The organism is Rossellomorea sp. LJF3 (assembly GCF_037046045.1).
GTDB lineage: Bacteria > Bacillota > Bacilli > Bacillales > Bacillaceae_B > Rossellomorea.
Map to the genome: position 1 here is coordinate 54,426 of NZ_JBANLY010000019.1, position 11,539 is coordinate 65,964.

Below are 11,539 nucleotides of genomic sequence, written 5' to 3' on the forward strand. Positions count from 1 at the left end.
ATCCCTTCTTTATCGTTTTTCGACTGTCACAGGAAGCAGTACGGGCGCTATCCCGTTTTTACCATGTCCGGCTTGAACTTGTGGAACATTGTCCCCATCTGTATTCCCAGATGAGTCCTTGCTGTCATAGTAATCCCCTGTGTCCCAGAATTCACTTGCCTGCATTCCCTCTTCAATGGATGGCCCATCGATGACCGTATCATAGAAATCACTGTAGCGGGCGGTGATCGTATCGATTTCCAGGCTTTCAGGTGTTTCTGAATCTGATTCCCTGTTGCTTAAGTTTTGCAGGGCAACCCGGAATGTGGCAGACAATGCGCCTGCTGTATATGGGGTATACTCCATTTTCCCTTCTGATGTTTCATATGCCTTCAATTCATCATCCCAAAGCTCGGAATCCATCGCATCATAAATGGATCGGGCTGCTTCGCGATATTTCTCATCATCCGTTGCTAAATAAGCTGCTGTCAATCCTCTGAGCGCACCTAGTTGAGCAGCCAACGTCACGTCATTATCCGCACCGTCTTTAAGATCGAACCCTTTTGCAACTAGGCCTGAATCCAGTATCAGGTTGTCTATCAAAAAGTCTGCCTGCTTACGGATCATTTCAAGTGCACGCTTACCTTCAGGTGTCTTCAATCCTTCAGCTGACTCCCCAGATGCGTATCCGACAGGAAGCCCATCGATCGCACGCTGGAAGATCCTCATCGATTCCATCGTGTATCCTGCCTGGAATGTATCCATATACGTCCCTTGTTCTTTTCCATCATTTTCTGTTACGAACATTCCTTTATCATCATTGAAATGCATGGCATCAATATTTTTGAATACATGTAGCATCACGTTTTGATTGGCTGTGAACGGATCTGTTCCTTTCACATCGTTATCAGATGAGTCATCCGTATTCTCTTTAGGTGCAGAAGGATACGGTGCACCGTCAAACATCGCCTGGAATGATGGTGTCTTGTTCGGATTGCTTTCTCTTTGATCCGTCATTCCAAAGAATTCTGAACTTGGCCAAAGCATCATCCACTGGTCTTGAAGAACACTGCTGGAATCTTTGACAGAAAGTGACTTGGCGTTTGGTGCCTCTTTACCGTCTTCTGTCACCTCTACACTGTGTGGTAAATAAACATATCCTTTCGAAGGATCATACTGGCTTCCGATTCCCGATTCCGTCAAGTCCCCTGTCGAAGCATCAACAAACAGTTCATTTCCGATGTAGTTCACCTTATTCCATATTTCTTCTGTCAGGACCGCCCCCTGGAATCCATCTGCTGAGCTTACTCCCAGCGCAACATTCTCATCATCGTCATCCTTTGACGTTTCACCTGCGAGCTCCTCGTCCCCATCAATCGTGTGGAAGCCGCCCATGAAATCACCGGCCCATAGCGCCTGCTTTAAGAACGTTGCCCCGTACGCTGAAGGGATAAGGGTCTTCTCCATTTTGTCACGATCCCAGCGGAGTGATTCGAAGTTTACTTGATACATAGGTACATAGCTTCCATCATCATTTGCTGCATACTCACTTGTATCTACTTTGCCCTTATAATGGGGATCACCGGCAGAGTATTCAATGAAAGTCGGATACATATTCCTGAAAATTTCATCTTCCGGATATCCGACAGCACCCGCCAATTCATAAAAGCGGCTTCCCAATTTTTCATCTGCTGTTTTTCCATTTTGAAGGGTTTTAACTGCAGGACCATTGATCAAATGTAATCCGAGACCCGATTTTTCCACGACTTCATACATGGCTTCCTCAGAGTATTCATAGGATTCAACGCCGGCTGTATAATCAAATACTGTCGGTTGATCCAGTTTATTGATCTCCAATATATCCAAATCCAGTCCAAGGCTTTCTGCCAACGGTTCACCGGATAATTCAAATTCTGCATAAGCAAACATATTGCCGGCAGTATCAAACGCATAATCAGATACATTCACCTTGCTTGCTCCCTTTGTCGCTTCTTCAGATTGATTTCCGTCTGTTTTCGATGCTTCATCCTTCTCGCTTACACATCCAGCAAGTAGGAGTGAAGATGCCAAAACGGACGCAGATAAAACTTTCCATGGTCTATTCATTCTATGTAGCCCCTCTCAACGTTCACGAACCATTCGAGAATGATTCTCATTACTGTTTATTAGTATAGTTTAATTGAGAAGGAATCTCAATAAGAATTTTCATAAAAAAGAAATCGATTTCACTTTTTTCAAATCATTATCCATTAATTTGAAACTTTGTCCTTTTGAGAACCGTACTATTTGTAAATGAGAAAAAGGAAGAGTGATAGAAATGAAGAAAAATATTGTCCTATTGGATCTGATGATTTATGTCGCCCTCCCTCTATTTGTGTGGAATATCATGAGGGATTACACCGGAGATTATTACGCAATGCTCCTTTCTTCTGTTCCCGGGATCATTTATTCCGTCTACCGATTCATCGAGATGAAGAAAGTGAATACATTCGGCCTGTTCATTTTGTTCACCTTGATTGTCGGTACCCTGATAGACGTACTGGCCGGTTCGTCTTTACAGCTTCTTTGGAATAATGTCTTTTACGTTGCTGGGATTAGTTTGTTTTTCTTGGTTACCATGGTCGTCAGAAGGCCCATCACCTTATACTTTGGTCTTGATTTCGCAGAACTCCAAGTCCATGACCGTACGTTTAGTAAGAGACTTTTCTATAAGAAACCTCTGTATACCTTGTTTCAGTTGATCACGCTTTGCTTCGCACTTAGGAGCGGGATCCTCGCCGTTGTGAAAGCATGGCTCATTTTGGAGTATGGTGTGGAGGCATTTGATAAAGGCATCATCCTGCGACAGGCGTTCAGCTGGATCATAACCGGTATCACCGTTGTCGGATTCTTCTATATCGGGATGATCATCAACGATTCCCCTCATTTAGTCAAGGAAGTCCAGAAAGAACTTGAAGCAGAAAAGACGGATGCCGTTTAGCCTTTTGCATGTTTCTTCCTTCAGACCTCCGTCTTGTCCGGACCCTATAGAACATCGTGAACATTTTTCCTATAATGGATAATAAAATTTTACCCCGTGGTGTACTATGATTGAAGGTAAATTGATTAAATTTCACCGGGAAGAATCAGGAAAGATAAGTTACAACGAATTGGAATGATCCCTGCATAAAGTATGAAAGAAAACACTTATCATTATTGGGTTCAACATCCCAATCCCTCCTTCATATACTATCGTGAAAGGAGGCGATTAGAATGGATCGATTCATTCTTTTATTAGTAGCAGGTATTCTTTCCGGTTTCGCATTGTTAAGGGCACCACTTAACGGCACGTTTTTAGAAAGCGTGGCACCGGTAACGGACATCATCGGTATTTTAGCTATTCTCGTATTCTCACTCTTCTTAATCTATAAAGGGATTATGGCGATGCTCGGTAAGTAAATGAAGAGACCCGGATTCATTCCGGGTCTCTTTTATACTTGAGAAAACCAAAGGTTCAAAACTTCCTGGTACTCCTCTGAATTTATTTCACTTTTCTTTACATTCCCTTTCTTCCATTGAGTAAAGGAAGTATCTGTCAAGGTCACACTTCCGTCATCCGTTCGTTTTGTCAGTAACAGATGTTTATTAAAGGGTGAATCCGGATGCTCTTCCACTGTGACACGCACGTCGTCAAGGAAACGAACATCTTTGATGGTTCGTTTAGAATCAAATGCATACCCGATTCTCCAATCGGTGTCTTTATATTTCAATTTCATTTCTAACCTATAATTCCCATAAGCTGTTTCACCGGCCCGTATCCTGAATTCCCCATTGGCGGAAGAGACCGTTTCCCCTGATAATGGTACGGGTTTCAACGGAATATTCCCTCCGAAGCCCCCATCCAGAATATAATATTGTTTTTCGTGACATACCATAACGGCGACATGTGTCCTCCCAATTCGTCCGAACGCTCCTGAAGCATGATCATAGACTGCTCCCTGTATTAAAGAAGCTTCGCATCCATTTTCTATCAGGAATAAATAAAGGAGTGAATTTAGTTCATAACAAAGACCTCCCTCATTCAAAATGAGCATTTTATTCAACAGATGATCTTTGGTCAGAGTACGGGACCTCTTTTCAATAATGCATACATTTTCAAATGGAATATGATGCGCCATTTTTTCTAATATGATATCCAGATCCTGAAAGCTTACGGGATCTGGACTTGAATACTGAATCCTTTTGCGGAATAGCTTGTCTAGATTGTTGATGACGAGCACATCCTTTCTTGGAGGTTAGTCTTTAAAGTTTACCTGCTTCTCATTGTGGTTTTCAAGGTAAGATATTACCGCCTTAAATTCATCTTGGGATTCTGGCGGTCTATCTCCTTTATTTCGGTCAAAATACCTTAAAGTTGGATCCGCAGTTTCTCCGCTCTTGCCCTGGAAACACATGTTAATATCGACTTGTGTTCACTCCTCTCACTTTCACTCAAGAAAGAATCACCATGATCGACTTCACCCTCCAATACTTTCACCTCACAGGTTCCGCATCGACCTACCCGGCAGGAATAAGGGACATTGATCCCTTCATTGTGAAGGGCTTCCAATAAAGTCATTTCCCGTGGCACATTAACGATGGGCCCACTTTTTAATTCCACCCAAAAGTCATGACGCACCATGGACTTCCGAGGAATGAATCGCTCAAAGTGAATGCTCGCGCGGGGGTATCCAATGGAAAGGGCACTTTCAGTCCATTCATCAATAAATAATGGAGGCCCGCAAAAGTATACGTGGGTACCGATTCTATGGTCGTGGAGACTATCATCTGTTAATCTCTTTTCTGTTGAGAAATATAAATGGGCCTCTTTAGGATACATGTTCTTTAAATGATTATAGAATGGACAATGTTCCTCGGACTTAGACGCATAATGAAGTTCAAAGGAGCGTCCTTCCTTTTTAAGTTCTGCCATCATAGACAGGAAAGGAGTGATCCCGATTCCCGCCGCATAGAAAACATGGTGCTTCGCGCGGAAGCTCAATGGGAAATGATTCTGTGGAGGACTGATGCGTAGGATATCTCCTGCTTTCATATGCTCATGCCAATAACGGGACCCGCCTGTAGATTGTTCATTCAGCCGAATGGCAATGTGGTAGGTGTCCCTTTGACCGGGTGGGTTCGTAAGGGAATAGGATCGGGCGATTGTCTCACTCCCCGTCTCGATATAAGTGGTGATGTGGGAACCCCCGCTAAAAGGAGGGAGAAGTTCATTCCCGGCTGGAGTTAGTGAAAATCGTTTCACATAAGGCGTTTCCTGATGAATCGATTGGACAGTGACGGTTATGGTTTTAGCTTGATTCATTACTGATCACTCCCTGTTTCTGTACATGCTGCATACCCGAGATAAGCTTCATGTAAAGGAGAATAATGATCGGAAACGGATAACTTCAAGTGACAATGAGGACAGGTTGTAATTTGATTGATTGGCCCGCTATTCACTTCTATTTTCTGATGGCATTTTGAACAGAATACATGTATGAATCTGACTCCGTGACCGATATATTGTGTCTCTTCTGCTGAAAAACCATGAGTCTCTGCACATTTTTTAAAATAGGAGAGCTTGTTCCACTCCATCGCTATATATAGATAGCTCCCCATTTTCTGATCTTTCAGCCAATGAGAAATATCTGTTACTTCCTTTTCATCCAACAGCACCGATTCATTAGGATAGTCATCCTTTTTTACTTTTTGGATGATAGGGGACAGCCGCTTCATTCCTTCTTCATCACCAAGAAATAAATACTTTCGTTTGCCCGGTACGAACAAAGGTTGCGGGAGTGCCTTCACATTCCCACCTTCTTTTCATTCAAGTACCCGATGACCTCTTTTTTGAATAAAGCGATCCCTTTATAATCGGCTATATGGTCGGGAAGCTCCTGGAGAATATGATAAAACTCATTCGTCCATTCATGATTCTTCACAAACTCTTCAAGTGGAAGAAGATAGGTATGGATGGTAAAGAGCAGCCCATTACAACCTGGCAAACGGAACAGCTTCTGTACCTCTACACGAAAATGAACATATCCCCCGACATTTTCCCTTGAAACCTTTCCTCTTCCTTTTCCCCACTCATCAAAGGTTTCCAGAGAAGTATCCAGACGATTTCCCGCCATTAACGACCAGTTCCGCCTCACCCAGGGATCTCCCGCTTCCATCCGCATCAAGAACCTTAGTATCCTCTGATCCAATCCCTCATCTTTAAATCCCGGGATCGGTCCGTGTATCTCCTCGAAGCTCATTCCGATATTAAAGGCGAGGGACCAGTTGGCCGGGAAACATAACTGTCCCGCATCCATGTATAAATCCCCATCCCGCTGCATCATAAAAATCAGATCCTCCTGTACATGACGACCGATAAAATCGAGGGGCTCCAAGGATAGCGTGGCTTCATCCCCAAATGTAAACGTTGTGTCCTCCTCTAAGATGTGATTGTGAAACGTCCATTCCCCCTCATTTCTTTCTAGTGAAAACCGCTGAGGATAATAGGTTGTGAGATGTGTAATCACCATCTCTACTATTTCCCATTGAGCTTTCAAGGTATGCGGACGGGACTGGAAACACCTCCGAGGATGTCCGGTAAGCAGTTTCCGTTTCAGCTTGATCTCCTCCGAATACGAAGTGGTAACCTCTACACAACTTGGCTCTTCCAATGGAACCGAATTATTAGAATAACGATACACATCCCCCTTAAAGGGATAAGGAAACGAATCCACACCCATCATACCATCACCTTTTTCGGAAAATTCTTACTTTAATCTTATCGTATAGGGGGACGGACCTCAAGAGGTCCGTCCCTCACCTGAATTTCTCTTTGTACCTGCTGAGCGTGATCAAGGGCCATATCCATTGGTAGCTGTGGTAGTGTATATAGAAGTTTCCTGGAAGACCGGTGCCTGTGGGATATGCTTTGGATGCTTCCGCACCGTTCTTTAATTCGAGAAGCGCCATGATACCCAGATCCATGGCAGGTGTCGGCTTGTCTTCGATACAGATGAGCGACTCCAGTGCCCATGCCGTTTGTGAAGGGGTACTGAAGGGAAGGGGTACGTATGTCTTTTCCTGATCGCTGTAGCAGGACTCCCCCCAGCCCCCGTCTTTTCGTTGAATGCTTTCAAGCCATGTTTTTGCTTTTTGTATATGTTTATCCGACGAAGGTACCCCCACGGCTTTCATTCCCGTGATGGCCGCCCATGTTCCATAGATGTAGCAAACGCCCCAGCGACCGTACCAGGAACCATCGTCTTTTTGCATCAGTTTCAGCCACTCAACCCCTTTTTTTACCTGTGGATGTTCCGTGGTCAACCCTGCCCGTCTGCCCAGGAATTCAAGCGCTCTCCCCGTTAAATCAGGGGTGGAGGAATCGATGGCTGCCGCCTCAGCCCCGTCGATTGGAAAAGAAGTAAGGATCGATTTCGTCTTGTTTTTTTCAAAAGCCGGCCAGCCTCCGTCACGATTTTGCATACCGAACACCCATTCAACCCCACGATCCCATGACTGCCTGATAAGGGGATTTCCTGCAGCTGAATACGTAATGGCCCTGAGAGCAGCCATTGTATCGTCCACATCAGGGTGAATGCTGTTGCTCTTTGAAAAGCCCCATCCCCCGGGTTTCACCCCGGTCTCTATCGCCCAGTCCCCATATTTGAAGTGCTGCTGCTTCAGAAGATAATCCACTGATTTTTGTATAATATCTTCATTTGCATCCACACCTGCTTCCTGAAGGGCATAGCTGATCAAGGCTGTATCCCACACGCTAGAAGGGGAATTTTGAATATGGATGCCTTTCTTCGTTTCGCATGCCATTTCCTTTAACCCGTGTAATGCCTTTACGATGATGGGGTCATCCTTCTTATATCCCAGTGCCAACATGGCATAAATCATATAAAACGTCGTGCTGAAGTAACTGAGATAAGTCCCGTTCCGCTCCGTCCGCTGCAGCATGTACTCCAGTGCAAACTGGCATGCCTGCTGATGAAGTTGGGAGGGGAGGCCTGCAAGTGACTGAATACCTTCACTCATTTTTGAAAATAATCTCCATTCCCTTTCGCTGTAACTCTCTTCCTTTACAGCACGGGACAGATCCTGTATTTGTGGTGTACTGCTTGTTTTGATCGTGAATTTCTGATCTTTCAGCACCAGCATCGGCACCAGATGCCCTCTTGCATAACTGCTCAAGTCCCAAAAATTCAAGGGAAATGTCTTCGGAAGCAACAGGAATTCAATGGGGACCGGCAGGAGATGCTTCCATTCATATTGACCATGCACGGCCAGCATGAATTTTGTCATGGTATGAGCCTTGTGAAAACCGCCATTTTTCTCTATAAACCGTTTGGCTCTCAGAAGTCTTTTATCCTCCCCGTTGACCATGCCACTGAATCTCAGGGCAAAGTATGCTTCAATGGTAGATGACAGGTTCCCCTCCTTCTCATCATCAAAGAGCTTCCACGTTCCCTTCCTTGACTGGCATTTCCACAGGCGGTCCACCAGCTGTCCAACTAGTTCATCCTCATCCCCTGCGAGCGTTCGCAGAAGGATGATCATATACGCATCGGTCATCTCGCCATTCTCAAAACAAAAGGACCAGTGTCCATCTCCCCTTTGCATCCTCTGTAAATCGCTTATCATATTCCGGATCGTGCTCTCTATCTTCTTTTTCATCATTCGTCCTCCCGGCTGCCTTCTCTGTTGTTATATATATGTGAAGGATGGGGGTACTAGTAGTGGGAAGCAAAGAAGAGCCTGCCGCCCGGTTATCGGGGAGCAGGCTCTTCTTCATTTTCTTCTATTTTCTGTGAGTAATAGCTTACAAGTGCAGGATACTTCTGCATTTCCTCTCTGCCGGTGTCCGTGATTTGATACACGCCCCTTTTCACCCTCTCAAACCACCGGTAATAATTCTTCTGGAGGATGGACGGCGTTTTGTCACCCGTCCCCAGCTTTGTTAAATTCTTCGGGGACATGGGTCCGTGTTTTTCCAGACAGCAGGCGATGTGTATGCAACTTTCCTTATAGGCGGTCATGATCTTCGTTTTATTGGTTCCGCCTACATTGTAATCCGCGCTGCGGCCTTCGATTTCCTTCACCAGGGCCGCACGCTTCTTCTTACTGTTTTTCATACTGCTTTTTCTGTCAAAGGGTTCCGGATGTATGACAAAGTCAAGCTTAGGGGTCTTCGTCGTAAATGAAACGGTGATCAATCCAAGCTCCAGCCTCCTGACCAGATGGCGTATATCGTTCCACCGCTTCGACCGGAGGCGCTTCGGTTTCGGAATCGCGATATACACAAGATCCGTCAGCCGCTGCCGCTTCGTTGCCTGGATGAGAAGCTCGACATTCAAGGAAAGCTTCAGCTCCACGATCACAAGCTCCCCCTCTTTCATCGCCGTCAGATCACAGTCATTCACTTCACCGTTCACCTGATAACCCTGTTTATGAAAATGCTTTTGGATCGGCTGATATAGATCCGATTCTTTCAGTTTCGTCATGGGTAAAAAACCTTTCCGGGAAAAAATTCTATAAGATAAAGTATAGACCATTGGAGAGATTTTTGCAGTTTGGGAGAAAAAGAAACTATAGCTCCTACTGTTGGAACTCGGGCGGATGGGTGGAAGATGGTTTATCTGCCGTTTGAGAAATATATCTGCCAATATCCTCTTTTATCTACCAAGTCCCCATTATATCTGCCATTCTACAAAAATCGAGACCTCATCCTGCCCTTAAGAATGACCTTATTCCCGAATCTTCTCTATCTCATCCGCCACAAACTGGACCGACGTCCCAACAATCACTTGAATACTATTATCCCCAACCACATGAATACCTGGAACCCCCGTCGCTTTGATCCGGTCCTGATCCACTGCACCCATGTCCTTCACTTCCACTCTCAATCGGGTAATACAATTTTCAACGGAAGTTACATTTTCATCCCCGCCGAGTCCGGCGTAGATCTCTGCTGCCATGACAGCGAACTTGTCTTCTCCAGCAAGTGCAGGAGCCCTCTCACCTTCTTCTCCTTCTTCTTCACGCCCCGGTGTCATAAGATTGAATTTCGCAATCATAAAGCGGAATAAGAAATAATAAAGGAAAGCAAATACTACACCTTGAATCAGCAGCATATACGGCAGATTGGCCAAGGGAAGCCTTGAGCTCAGAACAAAATCAACGAAGCCGGCACTGAAGCCGAAGCCGGCCGTCCAGTGGAAGAAAGATGCGATCGCAAGGGATAATCCTGTCAGGACTGCATGTGCTACATATAAAGCAGGTGCCACGAACATAAAGGCAAATTCAAGAGGCTCTGTCACTCCTGTAAAAAAGGAAGCAAAACCTGCTGCAAGCATCAGGGAAGCAACCTGCTTTTTCTTACCTGGTTTCGCCGCATGATAAATGGCAAGACCAGCTGCAGGTAGACCAAACATCATGACTGGGAAGAATCCCGCCTGATACATCCCCGTCACACCTTTTTCCCCCGTGCCCGACCAGAAGTTCCCGATATCATTGATTCCGGCAACATCAAACCAGAACACGGAATTCAACGCATGATGCAACCCGGTAGGAATCAATAACCGATTAAAGAATCCATATAAACCTGCGCCTGTAAACCCAAGCCCGCTGATTTCCTTCCCGAAGGAAACAAGCGCTGTATAGATGACCGGCCAGACAAAAAGCATCACCCCAGAAACAACGAGCATGGCAATCGCCGACATGATCGGCACCAAACGTTTCCCGCTGAAAAAGGCAAGGGCATCCGGCAGCTTCACAGCACTGAAGCGGTTGTACATTCCTGCCGCTACAATACCAGACAAAATACCGACGAATTGATTTCCAATCTTATCAAAAGCCGGATTCACTGCCTCTTTATCGATCCCTTGCAACAACGCAACGGAATCCGTCGACAGCAATGTCGTAATGACGAGATACGCGACCAATCCGCTCAGTGCCGCCGATCCATCCCGTGCTTTCGCCATACCGAGTGCGACCCCGACAGCAAACAGAATTGCCATATTATCAATGATCGATGCCCCTGCCTTAATCAGGAAAGCGGCAATCGGGCTATCCGCCCCCCAGCCGGACGGATCGATCCAATACCCGATCCCCATCAAAATCGCCGCAGCCGGTAACACGGCAACAGGAAGCATCAACGAACGACCAATGCGCTGCAAGTATTTCATCATTTTGTTTTCCCCCTATCAGTCTGTTTTAAAAGATCCCTTGTCTCTTTAATGAGGACAAAGCCCTTCTATAAAAAATATTCCGGCATTCAGGTATTTAGAAGTGGATGCCGGTGTGTATTCAGGTAGATTGATAGGAATATTTTGAGGGACGGACCTTGAAGGGGGATTATGTAATATTGCTATTGGCATCTTCCATAAAATAGAAGAAGGCGCAATTACTACTTAAAACGACGTAATTACTTTACGACCCCCTAATTCCTTTGGACACTTTTGTACCTAAAACAGTACACTAGAACCATAAATACAGAAGGATTTTGGAGGGCTGTTCCATGTCAAAAAAGATTGAAGCC

Annotated in this window: 10 protein-coding genes; 2 read left to right on the forward strand and 8 right to left on the reverse strand. The window is 45.2% G+C overall.

The annotated features are described in order from the left end of the window. Positions 1-9: 9 nt before the first annotated feature. On the reverse strand, positions 10-2,085 hold the full coding sequence (locus V8G47_RS16345; RefSeq protein WP_336201059.1) for a hypothetical protein: 2,076 nt from the start codon (positions 2,083-2,085) through the stop codon (positions 10-12). Between the two features lie 211 nt (positions 2,086-2,296). Between V8G47_RS16345 and V8G47_RS16350 the strand changes: the two genes are divergently transcribed. Further along, complete coding sequence (locus tag V8G47_RS16350; RefSeq protein WP_336201060.1) at positions 2,297-2,959, forward strand: VC0807 family protein; 663 nt, start codon at positions 2,297-2,299, stop codon at positions 2,957-2,959. A gap of 272 nt (positions 2,960-3,231) precedes the next feature. Beyond that, entirely contained in the window at positions 3,232-3,417 is a 186-nt protein-coding gene (locus V8G47_RS16355; protein WP_336201061.1) for a hypothetical protein, read from the forward strand. 32 nt (positions 3,418-3,449) lie between these two features. On the opposite strand, the gene V8G47_RS16360 is transcribed toward V8G47_RS16355, so the two are convergent. From V8G47_RS16360 to nagE, 7 genes are all read right to left on the reverse strand, one after another. Further along, positions 3,450-4,238 carry an arylamine N-acetyltransferase family protein gene (locus V8G47_RS16360; protein WP_336201062.1) on the reverse strand — a complete coding sequence of 263 codons (789 nt, stop codon included), beginning with the start codon at positions 4,236-4,238 and terminating at the stop codon, positions 3,450-3,452. A gap of 128 nt (positions 4,239-4,366) precedes the next feature. Further along, positions 4,367-5,320 carry a PDR/VanB family oxidoreductase gene (locus V8G47_RS16365; RefSeq protein WP_336201063.1) on the reverse strand — a complete coding sequence of 318 codons (954 nt, stop codon included), beginning with the start codon at positions 5,318-5,320 and terminating at the stop codon, positions 4,367-4,369. Continuing rightward, the gene (locus V8G47_RS16370; RefSeq protein ID WP_336201064.1) at positions 5,320-5,805 is read right to left on the reverse strand and encodes a dimethylamine monooxygenase subunit DmmA family protein; all 486 of its coding nucleotides are present in this window, start codon (positions 5,803-5,805) and stop codon (positions 5,320-5,322) included. Before V8G47_RS16370 ends, V8G47_RS16365 begins: the two co-directional genes overlap by 1 nt. Continuing rightward, entirely contained in the window at positions 5,802-6,740 is a 939-nt protein-coding gene (locus V8G47_RS16375; protein ID WP_336201065.1) for a heme-dependent oxidative N-demethylase family protein, read from the reverse strand. The genes V8G47_RS16370 and V8G47_RS16375 overlap by 4 nt, the downstream gene beginning before the upstream one ends. Before the next feature lie 73 nt (positions 6,741-6,813). Then, entirely contained in the window at positions 6,814-8,676 is a 1,863-nt protein-coding gene (gene shc, locus V8G47_RS16380; RefSeq protein WP_336201066.1) for a squalene--hopene cyclase, read from the reverse strand. Between the two features lie 92 nt (positions 8,677-8,768). Beyond that, positions 8,769-9,503: a DUF2161 domain-containing phosphodiesterase gene (locus tag V8G47_RS16385; RefSeq protein ID WP_336201067.1), complete on the reverse strand. Its 735-nt coding sequence runs from the start codon at positions 9,501-9,503 to the stop codon at positions 8,769-8,771. A gap of 243 nt (positions 9,504-9,746) precedes the next feature. After that, the gene (nagE, locus tag V8G47_RS16390; RefSeq protein ID WP_336201068.1) at positions 9,747-11,189 is read right to left on the reverse strand and encodes an N-acetylglucosamine-specific PTS transporter subunit IIBC; all 1,443 of its coding nucleotides are present in this window, start codon (positions 11,187-11,189) and stop codon (positions 9,747-9,749) included. Positions 11,190-11,539 lie beyond the last annotated feature (350 nt).

Excerpts from the sequence above, each read along its gene's own strand:
- V8G47_RS16345 (WP_336201059.1), bottom strand. The coding sequence starts at position 2,085 with ATGAATAGACCATGGAAAGTTTTATCTGCGTCCGTTTTGGCATCTTCA.
- V8G47_RS16350 (WP_336201060.1), top strand. The coding sequence starts at position 2,297 with ATGAAGAAAAATATTGTCCTATTGGATCTGATGATTTATGTCGCCCTC.
- V8G47_RS16355 (WP_336201061.1), top strand. The coding sequence starts at position 3,232 with ATGGATCGATTCATTCTTTTATTAGTAGCAGGTATTCTTTCCGGTTTC.
- V8G47_RS16365 (WP_336201063.1), bottom strand. The coding sequence starts at position 5,320 with ATGAATCAAGCTAAAACCATAACCGTCACTGTCCAATCGATTCATCAG.
- V8G47_RS16375 (WP_336201065.1), bottom strand. The coding sequence starts at position 6,740 with ATGATGGGTGTGGATTCGTTTCCTTATCCCTTTAAGGGGGATGTGTAT.
- shc (WP_336201066.1), bottom strand. The coding sequence starts at position 8,676 with ATGAAAAAGAAGATAGAGAGCACGATCCGGAATATGATAAGCGATTTA.
- V8G47_RS16385 (WP_336201067.1), bottom strand. The coding sequence starts at position 9,503 with ATGACGAAACTGAAAGAATCGGATCTATATCAGCCGATCCAAAAGCAT.
- nagE (WP_336201068.1), bottom strand. The coding sequence starts at position 11,189 with ATGATGAAATACTTGCAGCGCATTGGTCGTTCGTTGATGCTTCCTGTT.